This window comes from Sphingobacterium sp. ML3W (genome assembly GCF_000747525.1).
In the GTDB taxonomy this organism is placed as follows: domain Bacteria; phylum Bacteroidota; class Bacteroidia; order Sphingobacteriales; family Sphingobacteriaceae; genus Sphingobacterium.
On record NZ_CP009278.1, the window covers coordinates 2,601,948 to 2,620,308 of the forward strand.

Sequence of the window (18,361 nt, forward strand, 5' to 3'; positions counted from 1 at the left end):
CGTAAAAAAACAAGAAAGACAAATAGGCTTGCAACAAGGAATGCCGCAAGGACGTTTAAAAAAAACTGCTTAACTGGTACTGCCGATTTTATTTGCAAGTCCAGTGACGTCCTCCCAATTTCAGGAACATTGTAAAGTAGAAAAATTTGCTATTTTGACCTGATTTTCAATAAACATTTCAGGTGTTAAATCCCCTAAACAGCTATGGGGTCTGAAGGTATTATATTCGTCTCTCCAGTCTTCAATTTTCTGCTTAGCATCCTCCAACGAAAGGAACCAATTGGTGTTTAAGCATTCGTCACGAAAGCTCCCATTGAACGACTCAATATACGCATTATCCGTAGGTTTTCCAGGTCTTGAAAAGACAAGTTCAACTTTTTGTTCGTAGGCCCACCGATCCATTTCCTTTGAGATAAACTATTCACACGTGTTTGTTTTTATCGGAGTTCATGATTGCTTTGCAATTCAGAGCCATTATCCACTTGAATTTTCTTTGGTTTGGCACCTTTAAACAACCTCAATTCTTCCAGAACTTCTACAACCTGATAGCCTTTTATACCCTGTCCAACATGGATCGCCATGCATTTACGACTATAATTATCAACTATAGTTAAGCAACGGATTTTCTTCCCGTCAAACAGTGCGTCGGCGACAACCACGAAATAGCAGCGAAGCTAACTCCATACTCCAGCAGTCATGTAAATTGGAAAATGAAGGTCTTTCAGAACGATGAGAGGCTGCTCTGCAGTGTCTCGGGCGTTTACTCCTTAAGTTCAGACCTTCTTCTTTATAGAATCGATAGACACGTTTGTGATTATCTGACCAGCCTTCGCGGCGTAGAAGAATATAGACACGCCAAAGCCCATAACGTACCCGTGTTTCGGCAATATTACGTATCCTTAAGCGTAATGGAAGATCTTCACGGCGGTGCGCCTTATAGTACCAAACAGAAGTACTTAGTAGTGATACCTCGCATGCTTTCCGTAATGAAACCCGATAGTCCGCAACTAATCCCCTCACTATTTTTCTTCGTTGAGAAGGTCTCAATACTTTTATTCATTATTGTATGTTTTTATTGGTACTCATGAGACGCTATGCTTAGTTTTTTTAATACATCCTGCAACATCTGTTTATCCAAACTCAGATCGGCAACAAGCTTCTTCAGCTGAGCATTTTCTTCTTCAAGCTGACGAAGCTTTCGAAGTTCGGAGATACCCAGACCTCCGTATTTTTTCTTCCAATTGTAGAATGTCGCCTCGCTGATACCCATCTTGCGGCAGACTTCCTCCACCCGGGTGCCTGTCTCGGATTGCTTGATCGCAAAGGCGATCTGAGCTTCGGTAAACCGATCGAAGGGAGCTCATGCGAAGCATAACTTACTTCGATCTTTTCATCGTTTTTCCTCCTATTGAAAATTAGTAATTCAATCCCGAATTCTCTACTTTTAAATGCTCCAGTTTTTTGGGAGGAGGTCACTACCTTTAGTGATTATAATTCAGCTACGGTAGAAAGTGAAATAAGTGTTGGCAGACCAGTTCTTTTGAGTGGTAAAAATAATTCATCAGGTCACGCTTGGGTTGCTGATGGATATCAAACGGATAAAATTTTTTCTAGTAATTGTAATAATTCGTGGACTTATTTATATTTTCACATGAATTGGGGTTGGAACGGTTATTTAGATGGATATTATTCATTTGATAATTGGACTGCTGGTAGCTCTAGTTATAATGATAATAAAAAAATGACATATAATATTAAGCCATGAGATTAAATTTGAAATTTATAATAATAATATTATTATATAGTAGTCTGTTGATGAGTTGTAAAAAGGATCCGCGTGTAGGTCCTTATATTTACGATATTACTACATCTGTTAATGTATTAGATGAGCAAGGTAATGATTTACTAGACCCTTCAGTAAAGGTTGAAAAATCAATAGATATTAATAAAATTCAACTAAGCTACATAATAGGCGGAAATGAACGTATACAATCGCCAGGAGTAAGGTTAGTTGAACCAACTGATGAGTATGAAAATTACAGTTTGCAGTTAATTCTGACAAGCGTGAAAAAGAGCATGTCACATTATTAAAATGGACTTCAGAGCAAGTAGATACTATAAAATCGACTATTTATTTTACAGAAGATTCAGCTGGTGTTTTCTGCAGACAGTTAATTCATGATAATGTTATCGTTTGGGATTCAAAAACGAGCAATACTATAAGAATGTTTACTATCACAAAGTAGAAATATTATAAAAAATAGAAAGGCTTAGAATAATAATCTAAGCCTTTTTGATTTGTAAATCGTCAGCAAAAAGTGGATCACTTAGACTAAATTCTAAGCAAGTGTTGTCCTAACAAAGCTTTAACTTTAATCATGGGAAGACCAAAGAACAGTACTCCAGAAAATTAGATATATACTTAAGCATCCCACAGCTGTAAAAACAGTAAGGAGCAGAGCACAGCTATCCTTTAGACAGATTGCAGGCATCCGTGAGTCTGCCTTTAGCATCTCCCAATTGTTTTCGTTAGAGGAAGGTGAGTATATCATTAAGCAAGGCTTCGCGCGATGGCCAGATGTTATAGTAGGGGAGTTGGAGCTATTGAAGAGGAGATTGGTTGATTAATATGTAATGAAATTGTATCTATCGTCATTTGATGTCTTTGAATTGATCATTATATATTTTTACGTGATGAGGAAACTCTTCTTCAAAGAATGGATATGGTACACCAAAAATTGTAATTTCAAAAACGTCATTGTCCATTCCTTCAATATTTGATACTTGCCCTTTAATTTCAATTCCATTTGGATTAACCACTTTCAAATTAGGAATGTCAGCTGTTCCAATAAATTTCTCATCTGGATAGTCAGTAATGATTAGAATATTGTTTGTCAAGCAATAAGTTTTTAAAAAATCATAGCCTGAATCAATATGGTCCAGTGTTAAGCGACTAAAAACAACACCCATTGGTGCATCTGCTTTCTCAAGTTCAGTCGCACCTATTTTTTTGTTGTCAAGAAATACATCATACAGTTTTATTGTCATTGGTAGCGCGTTTCGTTAAATTCGATGATATTTATTGTAGTGTATTTATATCAATCACTGCTAAATGTTGTCAACCCAATAGACATCAAGTAGTCTTTTTCCAAAATCTCCATTTTTTAACTTAATTGGCTTCTTTTCGCTTTTTAACGTTTTCTTAATAACTGCATAGCGTAGAGCCTTAGAAAGTTGATCATCAATATAGATTTTTTGAAATTCTGTTTCTATAAAGGATTCGATTTCATTTAGATATCTAGGTATTTTAAGAAAATCTGATTTTGCAAGAATTTCTGAAAAAAATGCATCTATACTTCTGTCAGTTTTACCGTGTAGAAAGTATTCGGGATTATCTTTATTCTCTCGTTTGAAGTTAATAACAGCTTCGGCTTTGGAAATACTTGAGGGGATAGTAACATTCAAATTAAGAATCTTAGCGCCTTTAATTTCTAATTTTTTACCAATATGTTCGGCGAATGTATCATTAAATGGTCTTGACTGGTTAACAATTCCATAAATATGAGATACGTCTCTCTCTGTAAATTCGGCGAAACCAACATACGTCATATCAAGAATGTTCATAATATGACAAAATCTCTGTGCTAGTTTCTTATTATAGGTTTCATCTTGGTCTAACATTTTTTAGTCATTATTATTTTCAGGAAGTAATTCTGAAATATCTCTGCAGATATGATTTTTTTTCGCTTCATTTAATGCAATTTCTACAAGTAATTTTACATCTGTGTCGGTGATATCAGCTAGATTTAGCAGATCTTCTAAAGTTAAAGATCTTGGGTCTCTAAATCTTTTAATGAAAGTATCATATCCTAAACCCAAGGCGAATTGAATACCAGTTGAGTATTCTTGTTGTATTTCCCTCATTGCATGAATATCTTCTGTAATTACTTTTGATTTAACTGTTCTTAATGCTCTTGTTAAAGTTTTTGGATTAACCTTATCATTTCTGTTAGCTTTATTTGATTCTGTTATTTTATTAGATTTCATATTCTTAGTTGTTGTATCTTTCTAAGATCGGGCTAACTATTTGAATATCAATAATATAACACAATATCGGTGTTTTATAACAACTAAACTGTGTTATATTATTTTGTTTTACGGAAATATTGTTTTATTATTGTGTTTGAATTATTGTTTTCAGTGTTATATTTAGGAAGTTGAAAATAATATCAGGCATTAATATTAAGAGTCTCGGCTATAAAATTCGACAATTAAAGCTGAACGAGACGGTAGAATTAATGCCCATATTGATATTTTATGTACCTTAGGTGCACACTATAGCATATGGGCCTCTACTGTATCCGTTTTAGCAGGCGTCGAATCCTTATAGCGCGGTTGTAGAGCCCAGCTATAGTTTTTTAGCTCTCCTTCCGAAAGCAGGCTCGTTACCAATAACGAGTTATGAACAAAAAACAATCCACCAAAAACATCATCAAGCCGGCAGATTAGATCTGTTGCGCTAAGTCATTATGATGACTTTTCATTAAGAATGCAATACTGAAGACCAATTATAACGCAAAACGAAGACGTAAAATTGCATTTTTTTCACCTTATTTTTTAACAATTGAGCTGTTGGTTAGGGAGCATATTGCCTAGTTTTTAGCTTCCCATTCGCACTCAATTAAACATTTAAATAATGCAAAAAACTTGCAACAGGGAGAGCTATGCGCTATCCCCAAGGGAAGAACTGTCTTCAGTTTTGCTTAAAACACGTGTTTCAATTATTAAAAAACCAGTTATGATAACAGATTTACCTATACGATCATTGAAGAGACCAGTACCAGTCCCTTATGAAGGGAGGCATGCTTATGCACTGAAATGTCTTATTAAAGTAAGACCGAAGGAGCGGTATTATTCGTTTTTGAATCCGTCCAAAGAACAAGTAAGGTCTTACAGTGCGGTCGTGCGAGATGAACGTAGCGATGTGCTCCGGATATCACTTGCGCACATGGCTATCTATGAGTGCTATTTGTTTGCACTTGGACTACCTGCCAACTTTCCGACAGAGCAGATCATTGTTTATGGCTACGAACGAGCAAAGTACATTCCATGTAAGATCTGTCCGAGCAGTGAAAAGCATCTGTACGATTATGAGCTAAGCGTTCCAGCAAATACTGAAAGGGAAGAATACCGACAGCGGATGCTCAATGATCTGAACGAACACTTTCAGTTAGATGTGCGCGTAGAGAAGCTTTCCATCGTGAAAGATAGTCGACAGATTATGACTAAACGCGGTGAATCCGTCGAGCTCATCTGGCAAGAACAGCCAACGATGATCATGAAAACAAAACAAGTTAGGGTAGCAGCATCAATAGAAAATAGACTGGTTGCAAGTATTTAAGAAAAAAGGATCATAAGCTTTCTGAACCCCTGATAATCAGGAGTAAAACACAGCCTGAAAAAGGGTAAGGGGAGTGCTATGCCTAAAAATTAGAAATTATGAACACAATTAAAAATTATAAAATAGCGCTTTGGACTAGCGTACAGAAGCTATTCAAATCAGGCGGAGATAGCCTATTGCTCTTGAGCAAAGTATTGCTTGCGGTAGCTACTCTTGCAGTAAGTGGGACAAGTTTACTTGCTCAATCGAGCATTGAGATCAAACCGGTCAAGCTACTGGATCTACCAGAAATCAAAACATATGAATACCTACCTCAGGTAGTACAGGACATGCCGCTGGAGCTGCAATATTTTAATGGAAAGGAGCCTGTAACCACTTCTTTTGGAGCTTTGAAGGAAAACTTTGTACAGCTGTTTTTTTGGGATACTTCCTATCCCGAGCATTATGCGGATCTGAAGAGGATCTTTGAATATGGTGAAGAAATGGGAGCACAATCGACCTTTATGTTGGTGGTCAGTAAGTCGGATCAGGCAACTTTAGATGGGATTAAGGCTGATTTAGACCGTTTCAAAAAAGAGCTTGAGGTGGATATGGATATTGCTTTTGTGATCGGAAATCCAAATCTGGACAAGTTGTTTAAAATGGATGTATTTCCGAAATATGTGCAGATCAATAAGGATGCGGTATTTCTTCCAGAACAAGCTGCTGTAGATCTTTTCAAAATGAGAGACCGTAGAAAAACTGTGCGTAATGGGAAATAGATATTTACGGAATAACCATAATCGAAAATTGTCGATTATGGCCAGCTGTTTCATATTGTTGATTTGTCTATTGCCTCAAGTTTTGCGTGCCGACACCAAACAACAGGTAAAGTTAGATAGCATGATGCAAAAGCAAACTGTAGCCGAGTCGATGCAGGCCTTGAAACCGGGAGACCGGATGCCCGAAACCTTTTGGGATATGCCGATGGAGCTGGATAATTTCAGAGGTGAGAAACTGCAATACACCTATGCAGATATGAAAGGTAGGCTCATCATTTTTGACTTTTGGGCGACCACTTGTAAAAGCTGTATCGAAAACATTCCGCATATGGAGCAGATACAAGAGAAATACCCCGATGAGTTAGCGATTATCTTGGTTAACAGCAAGCGGAATCGGGATACGCCTAGGCGGATCAGTGCGACCATGAAACGGTATAAAGAAACGTACAAATACGATATCGCTTTATTTACACTTTTGGACGATACGCTCTTAACTACCTTATTCCCGCACAATACGATACCGAGCACAGCTTGGATAAGCCCAGATGGCATCTATATGGGCAATACGCTACCGAATGAGGTCAATACAAAAAATATTGATTTGGTTATAAAAGAAGGAAAAGTAGATTTGGAACTTATACCGCTTTTTCGAAACTCGGGTGATCGGTACAATGTGCCACCTTTGCAGGATACCGTAGGCGCTCAATTTATTTCTGAAATAACCCCTTACAATCCTTTTTATCTGCCGACTTATCCCAATGTTTTCCATAAGGATGGACATTCAAGCTATCAGACGATCAATAGCTCTTTTTCTTTCATGTTAGGTCAAGCTTTTAAGAAAGAGTTAGACGGTTTGGCTTGGACTGATTATGTATTTGATGCACAGGTAGCTCAAGAGGTCAAGGATAAACTGCTGTATAATTCAGAACAGCGAAATATTTTCAGCTATCAGCTGTATGTAAAGGATTCCATCAATCAGGAGCAAGCAGAAGGTTATTTTCGGAAAGCTGTTATAGAGCGTTTTAAAATGAAGGTAATTCGAAAGAAAGGAAAGATAGCCGTTTATCAAGTGAGTTTTAATTACAGATTTGAGAAGATTAAGACCAAAGGAGAGATGCCGATCAGCCAGCCTTATCCTAAGGACGGTATTGTACAGTATCGTAATGTTGCGGTGAGTGGTGTTTTAGGGAGTCTTTATTATTACTTCGATAAGCCACTTGTCTTCGATCGTGCTGATATACGAAAAATTGATATCGTTTTTCCTCAAAACTTTGCGAAGCAATCCTTAACAGAACGGATATCATTTTTGAAATCGCAGGGTATCTCATTGACTCCTGTGCGTATGGTTAGAGATTATGTATTGATAGCACCATTGAAATAACAGTCATACTATATGAAAGTTTTTTTTAGTACACTACTTTGTAGTGTCTGGGTTCTGCTGTGCCAGGCGCAGCAGACCGAACCGGAATGGGTCAAAGGTCAGGTTCACTCAAAAGATGAACGAAAGGCCTTGGCAGGGGTAACGGTTAAAGTATTACCGAGTCGAGATATGGGAGCTACTGGTCAGGATGGAAGCTTTATGGTTCGTGTCAATAGCTTAAGAGACTCCTTGCAGATTTCCATCGTTGGATATGTGACTGTAACTTTTGTCGCCGCTTATGTTCAAAAGCAGGGCAAAATTTATTTGTCCAAGAAGATGAATTATTTGGAAGAAGCAGAAGTGGTGAATACGGGGTACGAATCTATTCAGACCAAAGATCTGACAGGTGCTGTGGATGTGGTGACAAAAGAGATGTTGAACCAACAAACCGGGCTCAATATCTTGGACCGACTCAATAATATTACCCCGAGTATTCGTTTTGATAATAAGGGGATTCGTAACGGAGACTTACAAAAATTGAACTTTTCCGTTAGGGGATTGAGTACCATTAATGGGAATTTAGATCCTCTGGTGGTATTGGATGGTTTTATTTATGAAGGTGATATTCAGAATATCGATCCGAATAATGTGGAGTCGATTTCCATCTTAAAAGATGCCGCTGCAAGTTCCATCTGGGGAGCAAGAGCGGGAAATGGTGTGATTATCATTACATCCAAAAAGGGTAGCTTTCAGGTAAATCAAAAGACTAAAATCTCGCTGAGCAATACTTTTATCACGAAGGATAAACCTGATCTGAAACAATTGTATGAAGTGCCGAATAAAGATTTTATTGACGTAGAAAAGATGCTGTTTGATAAGGGGTATAATGATCCTATTTTACGTTTTAATCCGTATATAGCGAGTACGCCGGCTGTAAATTTGTTTAATAATCGTAAAAAAGGGTTGATATCCGCATCGGATTCTGCAGAGACCATGGATTGGTTATTGGCGCAAGATGGCAGGCAGAATTATATGGATGCTTTTTACAAGACACCCTATTCCAATCAGCTGTCGTTGAACATCAATGGTGGCAGTGCACTCAATGCCTATGGTTTTGGAGTGGGTTATACCACCGATCTGAACCATTTGGATGCCAAAGGTAAAAAGCTTAATATCCAGTTGTCGAATAGTTTCCGACCTGTAGAGCGCTTGCAGATTGATCTGAATGTACAGTTTACCGATCAGCAGAGCCGTTCTGGTAAACCAGAGTATTCTAGATTTCAATATTCTGGCAATGTAGCTCCTTACGTATTTTTTAGAGATGCTGTAGGAGAGGAGATTCCTTTTGATATTCATTATAATACTTCTTACCTGAATTCCAAATTTCCAAGTCCTTACCAAGATTGGGGATATTATCCACTCTCGGATTATAAGCAGGATATCCAGTATCGAAAATTGAACGAATGGTATGCCACCACAAGTATCCGGTATAAATTATTTTCTTTTTTAAGTGCGAATGCTTCTTTTCAGTGGCAACATCAAGAGAGTAATATGGAACATTACTATGGGAAGGAGAGCTACTATACCCGAATCTTGATCAATAAATATTCAACAGTTAATAAAACGAATGGGCAGGTGAAGTATAACGTGCCAGTGGGAGATATCAGGATGTTGAATAGGCAATCGGGTAATTCTTATACCGCGCGCGGACAGTTGGATTTTAATAAGGAAACAGGGAGGCATCGCATACGAGGTATTGTGGGCGCGGAAGTTCGGGAACGGACATTAGAAGGTTTTGAGAGTAGTGTATATGGCTATAATAAAGTGCCCTTGACTACTATACCTGTAGATCATGTGACAGTATTTTCGATAACAGCCCCGGCATCTGCTGGCGGGGTAATCCCGGGGCAACCTGGTTTAACAAAAACCAATAACCGATTTGTTTCGCTTTATAGCAATTGGAATGAGGTCTTCCAAGATAAATATGGATTATCTGCTAGTTTCAGGCAAGATGGTGCCAATATTTTTGGAGCAAATAGTAACGATAGATGGTCGCCCCTTTGGTCGGTAGGCGCCTCGTGGCAGCTGGACAAAGAAGATTTTTTTAAGGCAAACTGGGTGGATAACTTAAAAATCCGCACCACCTATGGCTATAGTGGTAATGTGGATCTGCGGAAGACGCCGTACCCAATTGCACAGGCTGGAGTGGATCTGAATGGAACTGGATACCCCATATTGAGTATCGAGACGCTCAATGACCCTTCTTTACGATGGGAGAAAGTGAGTACATTGAATTTTGGAGCAGATTTCTCCATCTTACAAAATCGGATATCAGGCTCTATTGACCATTACATCAAAAAAGGACTGGATCTGTATGGCTTGTCCAATTATGATTATACCACATGGGGAGCTTCTGGTACCATTAACAAAAATGTGGCAAGTATGGAAGGCCGAGGTTGGGACTTTACCATTAATACACGGAATACAATAGGACAGGTTGCTTGGAGTACTCGTTTATTATTGGGGCTGAACAAGAACAGGACTACGGCATACTATGCAGCTCCATTCACGGGTATTAGGTCATTTTTGGGACCTTCTGGAGATTTGTATCAACCTGTGGTGGGGAGACCTCTACATGGATTCTCAGGGTATACCTGGGTGGGGTTAAACGAAGAAGGGATGCCACAAGGTTTATTGAATGGTGAAGCGAGTACCGATTATGTGGCGCTAAATCAGATAGGGATCGATCAGCCTGAAGGTAGTGAATCCATCAGATTTGTCGGTTCTTCTAAACCACAGGTCTTTGGCAATATGATCAATACTTTAACTTGGAAAGGGCTTGAACTGGCCGCTAATGTCAGTTTTAAAGGAGATTACTATTTCTATAGACCAGTAACTGTTTATACTTCTTTGTTTGCTAGAGGAGACGCTTATCCCGATTTTGAGCAGCGCTGGAAGCAAACGGGTGATGAAAAAAGGACCAATGCACCTGTTATGGTATATCCCCATAATGGAAATCGGGATACTTTTTATCGAAATGCTGCAATTAATATATTAAAAGCAGATCATCTACGCCTGGAGTATATCTCGTTGGCGTGGCAGAAGCAATCGCAAATGGGCTATCGGAAGATGAATATTCGATTATTTGCCAATGTCAGCAACATAGGCATATTATGGACGGTCAATAAGGAAAATCTGGATCCTGAATTTGCTTACCGATTGCGCCCTTCTAAAACCTATTCAATCGGTATACAGATTGATTATTAAACTATGTAGATAATGAAAAAACTAAAATCAATAAAAACAGTGTTCCTATTCTGGATGCTGTTGATGTTAACAGCTTGTGGTAAATACTTAGATATCCAGTCTAATGATGCTATCATCGTACCTAAAGATTTGGTCAGCCTGCAAAAATTATTGGACAATTCCGAAAAGATGAATAGAGGAATTGCTTCGTATGGGGAAGCATCAGCCGATGACTTTTTTATCAAACAGACGACTTACGATAATTTAAATGAAGAGGATAAACGAAATTATACCTGGGACAATGACATGGATGAGTATGATAACGATTGGGCTAGGGGATATGCACCTGTCTACATCAGTAATCTGGTGTTGGATCAGTTGCAGGATATAGAGCCAGCTCCCGAGGAGGTTGGTATTCGAGATCAGGTGATGGGGTCAGCGCTGTTTTATCGCGCCAATCAGTATTTGTCACTGCTTTGGACCTATGCCAAAGCCTATAGTGTGGCGACGGCATCCTCGGATTTAGGTATTGTATTGCGTAATTCCTCGGATTTTAATGAAAAATCGACCCGTTCATCGGTTAAAGTCTGTTATGATCAGGTTATCCAAGATTTGCGTACGGCTATGGTCTTGCTTCCAGATCATGCTACGCATGTGATGCGTCCATCCAAAACGGCAGCTTATGGCGTGTTGGCACGTACGTATCTCTCGATGGGAAGGTACGATTCGGCCTATTATTTTGCAGATAAGGTGTTGGAAATTAATGATGAGCTGTTGGACTATAACAATCCCCTAGAGGTCAAACTAACAACTAATTTTCCGTTCACGCGTTTTAATAAGGAGGTTATCGCTCATTTTCAACTCACTATTATTAGTCCATTTCAAAATTATGCGAATATTCAAGCGGATACCATGTTATACCGCATGTATAGTTCGGATGATCTGCGTAAACAGGCTTATTTTTTAACGAATTCTTCTCCTTATATCACAGTAAAAGGTAACTATTCTGGACAAGCGGGGTATGTTACTTATTTGTTTGGAGGTTTGGCCACGGATGAATTTTACTTGGTTCGCGCCGAGTGCTTAGCCCGGGCAGGTAAATTGGTGGAGGCACAGGCTGATTTGAATGATTTGCTCGTGAAACGTTATCGAACGGGTACTTTCCAACCTTATCAATTGACGAATCAACAAGCGGTACTGCAATTGATCTTACAGGAAAGAAGAAAGGAGTTATTCCTACGGGGTTTGCGTTGGAGCGATATCAAAAGATTGAATTTGGAAGGGGCAAACATTTCGATAAAACGAAAGATAGATGCGAAAGAATTTCTATTGGAAGCAAATTCCAATCGATTTGCATTACCATTACCCATAGATATCATTCGGGAAACGGGGATGCCGCAGAATCCAACTTAATGTAGCTCATTTATACTGTTCAAATAATAGCTCATTAAAAAAAGGAACGGCTCAAATTTTTTGGGCCGCCCTTCCTTCAGAACCTCAACAATGGCTTATGTGCGATTGATAGCTCTGAATGGTGTTGGACTAGTTCCTCCAGTTCGGGTAGGGATGTATCCCGAAGGAGTATTCTGTGCACCTAAAGCGATTTTCACTGGATCTAAACTTGTACCAGTTAAATCGGTATGCTCAACCAATTGCATACAGGCTAGTTCGTTAGCCCCATCACAGGTCTCGCTATTTGGAGTGGTAGTCCAATTCGATGAATCTTCTACTTGGGCTTGATTAGTCTCATCACCATCGAAATAGACCGCCACAGTATATCTGGCTTGTTGTATATTTACACCAGTTGCTTTAAAAGCTGAAAAAGTAATTACTACAGCGGCAGCTACCATAGCTAGCGCATATTTTTTTATGAAATTTAAAGTTTTCATATTGCAATGTTTTATAGTGTATTTCGTGAAAAATACAGTTGGAATTAATTGTAAGTTTTTAAAATTGGTAATCATAATTTTTGCCTACGTCCTAAAAAACTGATTTCGACGGTTTTTATTGGTGACCGCACTACTATAGCGCAGTGAACCTACCTACTGGGGTAAGGTTGCATTTTTTCGGGTACGACAAAAACGTTATCTGCCCAAGCGAGTTGCTGCTTTTGTACCGTACCCTCAGCACTGAGTGTAGCATAGAGCAGAAATAGGGCTACACGCTTTCGGTATTCCCTATGTGGGTTTGGTGTGGTCGGCTTTAATTGTGTCAAATATAATCCTACTATCGACACCATAAGCAATACCATATTGATGACAAGGTGTTGTTCCCAGGATATATCATTAAAAATGCTGCTACAGTGACAAGGCGTTTTTTCATAGACATCAAGCACCCCCAATCCGATAAAAATAGTGAAGGCTGTCAAGAGCAGGATAGAACCCCAATAACCCCAGCGCTGCAATTGGTGGCCTCGAAATATCAGCAGGAAACCTGTCAGTATTTCTATCAAGGGTATCAGCCAAAATATAATTCCGATCGACCATACAGGTAGGGGTTGCTGATGTAGGGAGAGTTCAAAATTTTTCCAACTCGTCGCTTTCTCCAAGCCTACAAAAAGCCAAAAGATGATCAGAAAGATGCTGATGCTGTACGTGGTGATATTTTTTATCGTGTTTTTCATAATTGTTCCTTTTCACTTCCGCTTAACAGCATTCGTGTATGTCGATTGTTCCGTTGCTCTTTTCGTTATAATACCATTGTTCTTTTAGGAGTACTTCTGTTACTGCTTCCTCCAAATTGAGGTCCTGATTTTTAAAATTGAGAGGGGGCAGCCGAATGCTTCCCATTATTAAACTGAATAGACACGTCAGTAAAAAAACGATACTTATGTATATCTCGAGTCGATTGGTCTTATTATTCATCGTGTCTGTTTTTATATACCGGTCTGTTAAAATCTTTAATCAAAGATAAAGGGCACGGCTGGGCGAGCGTTAGGCATAATCCGTTTTTTATCTAGGCATAATCCGTCACTTAAAAATATATTGCCTGCTGCAGATGTAAGTTCAGCCATAATAATCGGATGCTTGGTAGGGATAGCCACCTGGTAAACAGTGGTAACTATGGAGGTAGGCAAGGATGCTATAATTGATCTTATGACGGTTGAATAGGGATAGTATAGCTGAAAAGTCTAATGGGTCTACCCCGTAGTTTGGGTAGGGACGCAGGATATCTTGTATGATTTGTATGAGCTCATTTTGCCTATGATAGCACTCTATATAGGGGATGTCATGTTCATCTAGGTCGTGATATTCCTGCTGGGCAGCGAATATATAGCGCAAGTCGGAATCGGTATGGTGCCAGTGATAATGTTCGGTTTCTAATATTTCGAAGATAACCTGCATGCAGTGGAATTGGTCCATATCTGCAACCAATACCGGTACATCTCGCAGATAACCGTTCGTCAGATTTTCTTTTTCTATCAGCTGCTGTTCATAGGCGATTTCGAGGGCTGTTCTCGATAAGTCCTCATAGTCGATGTAATGATATTGTTCACGTGGTTTTACTTCTTCAGCGGATATTAAGAGGCCCTCTTGGGTCAGATCAGATAGGAGATGCAGCATAAAAAAGAATACTTGCCCTTCGTCTTGGTCGATACGGGGAAACTGAAATGTAAAATAGTCCTCGTACCAGATGGCGTATTCTTGTAGATAGCTGCTATCTTCCATATTTTGAGCAATAGGACTGTTATTTTGCTTTTTTTCATGCAACAGTTCATCGAGATACAATTGATATTCTGCTGCTTGCTGCCCCACGATCTGTTGATAATAGGTGCATTGTTTCCATCCATCTGGGGCTATGAGTTGCATGATGTGTGGTACTTGCATATAGATTTTGTGGATGATCGCTTTCAGCTTATCACTGGATAGCTTTTGCTGTGTATACATATTGCTCAGGATTGATTTTTGTACTGACTGAGTGAATGACCGGTCATCCTTCGAAAAAAACGGTTGAGCTCGGTATGACCTGTAAAGTTTAGTTTTTCGGCTAATACGGCAAATTGATTGGGGTAGGCATCCAGTAGGCTGATAATGCGCTCGAGTAACAATTCGTTGCGGTATTTTTGCAGGCTGCATTGGTGGTATTCCTGGTGTAGCCTACCCAATTTATCTGGATTCACTTTTAGACTCTTTGCAATATCGCTGATGCGTGTTTGTGCGCCAAACTTGCTCACTGTGAGCTGTAGGTAATCCCGTGCATTTTCAACAATATCGATTTTTGTAGTTTCCTTCATGATCTTGAAGCGAGATAAGCTGATCATATAGATCTGATGATGGATCAATAGGTGCTCGTTGGCCATATCTTTCGGGCTGATCTGACGGAAGAGGTTGTGTATTTCGCCGTGTGTCAATGGGCCAAACTTAAATGTTATACTTTGCATGATAGCGGTATGCCCTGCTCGCTTGGCCAATACCAAGGGCATGACAAAGTCAAATACACGTTCACGATTTGGACGAAATAAGCCTGCATCTAAAGTAAGACCCATGATGATGTGGTGACCCACGGGTAGTACTAAGGCAATTGCAATGGTGGGTAGATACAGGTAAAAGGCCAGCTCATGTTGAAATTTGATCTGATGCTCGCTGTCATTTTCGCTCAGAAAAAAGTGATCGCTTTCGCATTTTAAAGGGTAACAGAGGTGGAGGTCGGGTGCCAGCGAACTGAAGGATAGTGTCATCGGCTTATGGATCCAGAATTCATAATAGTAGATGTAAGTGTACCTCCCATCAAAGGATTGTTCGGCATAGCGGTTGTCTCCACATTCCCAATAATGGGTTTCTCCATGGCACATGGGGTAGGTCACGCGTTCCTGCGGATGCTGCACTTCTGTGGCTCCTGCAGGTTGGTTAGCTTGAATTGTTTTTCTCATAAGAGGCTTGTTGTTAGCTTTTTATCGATAAAATCCTTGATGTTAGGTATTTCATAGCTTTTAAGCAAAAAATGGCGCACACAGCTGGTTTTATGGCGTGAAATGCTTATTTATGGCGCAAGATTTTTGGAGCCTATTTTAAAGCATTGATGCACTAAATAGGGTCGTGTGCGGTTATTTTTCTTAATCTGATAATTGATTGACAGTTTTGTGCTTGTTGCAACAACAGTAGTAGTTCTGACTGTCAATAGGAATGTACAACCTAAAAGATGGTTTTTTATTTATTTTTTTGATACCATAAGAAATGGAAATTTGTAATAAACAGTTTTTAATAGACACGAATTGTACAGTGGAACAGGTGAATGTAGTAGCGCGCGAGCAGCTCATCCAACTATTATCCCTGGAGTTTTGGTCGGAAGACCGCTGTCCAATTTTGACTATGGTTTAATTCGGCAGCCTCAATACCTTTCAGGAGTAGTTTCAAGTTTTTATGGCTTTAACCGCCTACAAGACTGGAGGCTGCTCCCTTTTTATACCCTATAATATGATAAAAAATGAGTGGTCATAATCTAAATGATTGGGCATATGCGTTGTTCTCCGCACATATATACCTCTACATGCCCGAGATACCTTGGTCTGAACACCCCGGTTTATTTCAAAAGTGGCAACTGCACCATCGACCCAAACCGCTGGTAACTACGCAATCCTTTATGATGCCAGCTGGGATGCACCTGCTGCTGGAAAAACCGAGTTTGCTGTGCTTGTACCACCTGGGCTTACATGGTCAGCTTCCAATAAAATTGGCCGAAGCGGGGCTACACTTTGATATCTTACTGGACAGTAAGGTGTACGAAGCACAGTGCTCTTATTTTACAGAGATGAAGGCACAACTGGATACGCAAGGGCAACAGTACCGATTTTTGATGAGTGATGACCCAGCTGTGCTCTTACAGATGCGTTCGACCTTCAAGCAAGGCAAGCATATGCTGGTATTTGCCGATGGCAATAGCGGTGCGCATGCGGCAGCGGCCGATAAAATAGAAGTCGATTTTTTTAATGATGCCTTACGTGTACGACGGGGGATAGGATTGATCAGCTACCTGTTGCAAGTGCCTATTTTTTCTTTTACTCATGATGTTCGACATCCGGATATACGGGTTAGGATGGGGGAGCGCATCGCTCCTGACCGATCAGAGTCTCGGTCGGATTATATCCAGCGCAGCACGCAGTTACTGTATACTTTTTTGGAATCGGAATTGCGAACGGCACCTTGGAAATGGGAGTGTTGGGGCTATTTGCATCGGATGGATGCTTTTACAAAACCAGAAGGAAAACAGGGGAATCAGCATGGCAGTGTTGATCCGGAGGCTATCCTGAAGTTACCGTTGAATAATAAGGTCGGAAGTTTTGATCGTAAAAACTATTCTTTTTATTATTAAATACCACTTCCGTCCTAAATAAATTTTAGGCGCGTGTTTCCCTTGAAACAGTATCTATTTTTAGATAATTTCAATTTTGACCCTATTTTTTAGTCTGAGAATATCTGTAGCTGTCCATTTTTACCCTTAACTGGTGGCCTGATAAAAGGATCATCTATCCATTGCCATATATTTATTTTCACGAATATATTCATCCTGATAAACCCGACCAAGTTAGACAGATTCCAATCGTATTTAGCCTTCTTCTGAAGGTATTTGAGCAGTAATATTCCAATCAACGAAGTCCATATTTGGATCATGACCGCATTTTCAGAAGTACCCACAAAAGATGATATTTTTAAGCGTTGCTTCAGATGCTTGAAGAAAATCTCGATCTGCCATCGCTGTTTATAAATGTTAGCTACTAGTGATGCCTTCCATTGGATATTATTTGTCAGAAAGTGGTACTGGTTGTCTGTGCTGCTGTCCCAAAAGTGAATCAAGCGTAATGGTTTAGAGTTGTATCTATCTGCTGATGGACCAGAAAGCTCAATGATCTCATCTTTAATGATTCCCTTTTCAAGGAGTGCTTCACTCTGGTATGACTTGATAACGTTGTACTTCATGTTAGTTTTACTCCTGGTAACAAAATAACAACCTCTGCTGTCCAAATCCCCGAGCCAGTTGTAATCCACATAACCTCTATCCACCACTACAACGCTTCCTTTGGAAAAACTATAGCTACCCGCACGCTGGCTTTCATGAACTTTCCCGTCTGTAATCTGCATGAAAACAGGAAGACATCCATCATAATCCAGCACAGTGTGCAGTTTTACAGCACCTTTGGTGCTTCTAAATTTAGCCCAGTCAAATACAGATAAACATAAAGGGATGATACTGGCATCCATCAGATAAACCTTGCGCTTTAATTGCGTTAGATCTTTGCGCAAATGGGTATCCTTTTGCCATAGCTTATCTAATAGCGAAAAGTACAGATCTTTAAAGAGTTCATGGGTGCGGTGCTTGTTGATATAGGAAATATTGGACTTGCTGGGTGCTCTACCAACACCTAAATGGTTCAAATTACCAGTCGTACTACGTAAGCCATTACTGATATCACGAACTGAATCTGCAGAAGAAAAATGGCAAAACAACATGCTAGCAAGATGCGTCCAGCTGTTGATCCCTTTACAATGTTTGTCACTCTTGTGCTTAGCAACCAAAACCTTGAATAATTCGCGGTCGATAAGTGATAAAATCTGACTAAAAACGTTTAAATTTACCATGGCGGTGTGTTAAAATTTG

General features: G+C 39.6%; 16 protein-coding genes and 1 pseudogene. 8 read left to right on the forward strand and 9 right to left on the reverse strand.

Annotated elements, in window-relative coordinates; genetic code table 11:
- Positions 1–120 precede the first annotated feature (120 nt).
- A pseudogene (locus KO02_RS23315) lies at positions 121–1,330 on the reverse strand (IS3 family transposase).
- A gap of 210 nt (positions 1,331–1,540) precedes the next feature.
- Here KO02_RS23315 and KO02_RS24365 point away from each other — a divergent pair.
- Positions 1,541–1,765, forward strand: a complete 225-nt coding sequence (locus tag KO02_RS24365; protein WP_410528214.1) for a C10 family peptidase — start codon at positions 1,541–1,543, stop codon at positions 1,763–1,765.
- Positions 1,762–2,091, forward strand: coding sequence for a hypothetical protein (locus KO02_RS11040; protein WP_144243309.1), 330 nt, complete (start codon positions 1,762–1,764; stop codon positions 2,089–2,091). The genes KO02_RS24365 and KO02_RS11040 overlap by 4 nt, the downstream gene beginning before the upstream one ends.
- Before the next feature lie 561 nt (positions 2,092–2,652).
- Here the strand turns inward: KO02_RS11040 and KO02_RS11045 are convergent.
- The 3 genes from KO02_RS11045 to KO02_RS11055 are packed head-to-tail and all read right to left on the reverse strand — an operon-like array spanning position 2,653 to position 4,047.
- Positions 2,653–3,048 (reverse strand): hypothetical protein, encoded by a 396-nt coding sequence (locus KO02_RS11045; RefSeq protein WP_038698297.1) that lies wholly within the window; start codon positions 3,046–3,048, stop codon positions 2,653–2,655.
- Positions 3,049–3,108: 60 nt separating this feature from the next.
- Positions 3,109–3,681 carry a hypothetical protein gene (locus tag KO02_RS11050; protein WP_038698299.1) on the reverse strand — a complete coding sequence of 191 codons (573 nt, stop codon included), beginning with the start codon at positions 3,679–3,681 and terminating at the stop codon, positions 3,109–3,111.
- Between the two features lie 3 nt (positions 3,682–3,684).
- The gene (locus KO02_RS11055) at positions 3,685–4,047 is read right to left on the reverse strand and encodes a hypothetical protein (protein ID WP_038698301.1); all 363 of its coding nucleotides are present in this window, start codon (positions 4,045–4,047) and stop codon (positions 3,685–3,687) included.
- 649 nt (positions 4,048–4,696) lie between these two features.
- Here KO02_RS11055 and KO02_RS11060 point away from each other — a divergent pair.
- From KO02_RS11060 to KO02_RS11080, 5 genes are all read left to right on the forward strand, one after another.
- A complete protein-coding gene (locus KO02_RS11060; RefSeq protein ID WP_038698303.1) occupies positions 4,697–5,401 on the forward strand; it encodes a hypothetical protein in 705 nt (234 codons plus the stop codon).
- A 98-nt stretch (positions 5,402–5,499) separates the two neighbouring features.
- Positions 5,500–6,162, forward strand: coding sequence for a hypothetical protein (locus KO02_RS11065; RefSeq protein WP_038698304.1), 663 nt, complete (start codon positions 5,500–5,502; stop codon positions 6,160–6,162).
- Positions 6,152–7,543, forward strand: a complete 1,392-nt coding sequence (locus KO02_RS11070) for a TlpA family protein disulfide reductase (RefSeq protein WP_038698306.1) — start codon at positions 6,152–6,154, stop codon at positions 7,541–7,543. Before KO02_RS11065 ends, KO02_RS11070 begins: the two co-directional genes overlap by 11 nt.
- Positions 7,544–7,555: 12 nt before the next feature.
- Positions 7,556–10,789, forward strand: a complete 3,234-nt coding sequence (locus KO02_RS11075; RefSeq protein ID WP_038698308.1) for a SusC/RagA family TonB-linked outer membrane protein — start codon at positions 7,556–7,558, stop codon at positions 10,787–10,789.
- 12 nt (positions 10,790–10,801) lie between these two features.
- Positions 10,802–12,181 carry a RagB/SusD family nutrient uptake outer membrane protein gene (locus tag KO02_RS11080; protein WP_038698310.1) on the forward strand — a complete coding sequence of 460 codons (1,380 nt, stop codon included), beginning with the start codon at positions 10,802–10,804 and terminating at the stop codon, positions 12,179–12,181.
- 95 nt (positions 12,182–12,276) lie between these two features.
- Here the strand turns inward: KO02_RS11080 and KO02_RS11085 are convergent, their stop codons facing one another.
- The 4 genes from KO02_RS11085 to KO02_RS11100 all read right to left on the reverse strand — a co-directional run bounded on the left by KO02_RS11085 (position 12,277) and on the right by KO02_RS11100 (position 15,638).
- Positions 12,277–12,657, reverse strand: coding sequence for a hypothetical protein (locus tag KO02_RS11085; RefSeq protein WP_038698312.1), 381 nt, complete (start codon positions 12,655–12,657; stop codon positions 12,277–12,279).
- 149 nt (positions 12,658–12,806) lie between these two features.
- Positions 12,807–13,391, reverse strand: coding sequence for a MauE/DoxX family redox-associated membrane protein (locus tag KO02_RS11090; protein ID WP_038698314.1), 585 nt, complete (start codon positions 13,389–13,391; stop codon positions 12,807–12,809).
- A gap of 382 nt (positions 13,392–13,773) precedes the next feature.
- Positions 13,774–14,655, reverse strand: coding sequence for a hypothetical protein (locus KO02_RS11095; RefSeq protein ID WP_038698316.1), 882 nt, complete (start codon positions 14,653–14,655; stop codon positions 13,774–13,776).
- Between the two features lie 5 nt (positions 14,656–14,660).
- Positions 14,661–15,638, reverse strand: a complete 978-nt coding sequence (locus KO02_RS11100; RefSeq protein WP_038698318.1) for an AraC family transcriptional regulator — start codon at positions 15,636–15,638, stop codon at positions 14,661–14,663.
- Positions 15,639–16,348: 710 nt separating this feature from the next.
- On the opposite strand from KO02_RS11100, the gene KO02_RS11105 reads away from it, so the two are divergent.
- Entirely contained in the window at positions 16,349–17,077 is a 729-nt protein-coding gene (locus KO02_RS11105) for a hypothetical protein (RefSeq protein ID WP_144243310.1), read from the forward strand.
- An 89-nt stretch (positions 17,078–17,166) separates the two neighbouring features.
- Here KO02_RS11105 and KO02_RS11110 read toward each other — a convergent pair whose 3' ends face one another.
- Entirely contained in the window at positions 17,167–18,342 is a 1,176-nt protein-coding gene (locus KO02_RS11110; protein WP_038694773.1) for an IS4 family transposase, read from the reverse strand.
- Positions 18,343–18,361: the final 19 nt, after the last annotated feature.

Excerpts from the sequence above, each read along its gene's own strand:
- KO02_RS11040 (WP_144243309.1), top strand. The coding sequence starts at position 1,762 with ATGAGATTAAATTTGAAATTTATAATAATAATATTATTATATAGTAGT.
- KO02_RS11045 (WP_038698297.1), bottom strand. The coding sequence starts at position 3,048 with ATGACAATAAAACTGTATGATGTATTTCTTGACAACAAAAAAATAGGT.
- KO02_RS11055 (WP_038698301.1), bottom strand. The coding sequence starts at position 4,047 with ATGAAATCTAATAAAATAACAGAATCAAATAAAGCTAACAGAAATGAT.
- KO02_RS11075 (WP_038698308.1), top strand. The coding sequence starts at position 7,556 with ATGAAAGTTTTTTTTAGTACACTACTTTGTAGTGTCTGGGTTCTGCTG.
- KO02_RS11105 (WP_144243310.1), top strand. The coding sequence starts at position 16,349 with ATGATGCCAGCTGGGATGCACCTGCTGCTGGAAAAACCGAGTTTGCTG.
- KO02_RS11095 (WP_038698316.1), bottom strand. The coding sequence starts at position 14,655 with ATGTATACACAGCAAAAGCTATCCAGTGATAAGCTGAAAGCGATCATC.
- KO02_RS11085 (WP_038698312.1), bottom strand. The coding sequence starts at position 12,657 with ATGAAAACTTTAAATTTCATAAAAAAATATGCGCTAGCTATGGTAGCT.
- KO02_RS11060 (WP_038698303.1), top strand. The coding sequence starts at position 4,697 with ATGCAAAAAACTTGCAACAGGGAGAGCTATGCGCTATCCCCAAGGGAA.
- KO02_RS11065 (WP_038698304.1), top strand. The coding sequence starts at position 5,500 with ATGAACACAATTAAAAATTATAAAATAGCGCTTTGGACTAGCGTACAG.
- KO02_RS11090 (WP_038698314.1), bottom strand. The coding sequence starts at position 13,391 with ATGAAAAACACGATAAAAAATATCACCACGTACAGCATCAGCATCTTT.
- KO02_RS11070 (WP_038698306.1), top strand. The coding sequence starts at position 6,152 with ATGGGAAATAGATATTTACGGAATAACCATAATCGAAAATTGTCGATT.
- KO02_RS11110 (WP_038694773.1), bottom strand. The coding sequence starts at position 18,342 with ATGGTAAATTTAAACGTTTTTAGTCAGATTTTATCACTTATCGACCGC.
- KO02_RS11080 (WP_038698310.1), top strand. The coding sequence starts at position 10,802 with ATGAAAAAACTAAAATCAATAAAAACAGTGTTCCTATTCTGGATGCTG.
- KO02_RS11100 (WP_038698318.1), bottom strand. The coding sequence starts at position 15,638 with ATGAGAAAAACAATTCAAGCTAACCAACCTGCAGGAGCCACAGAAGTG.
- KO02_RS11050 (WP_038698299.1), bottom strand. The coding sequence starts at position 3,681 with ATGTTAGACCAAGATGAAACCTATAATAAGAAACTAGCACAGAGATTT.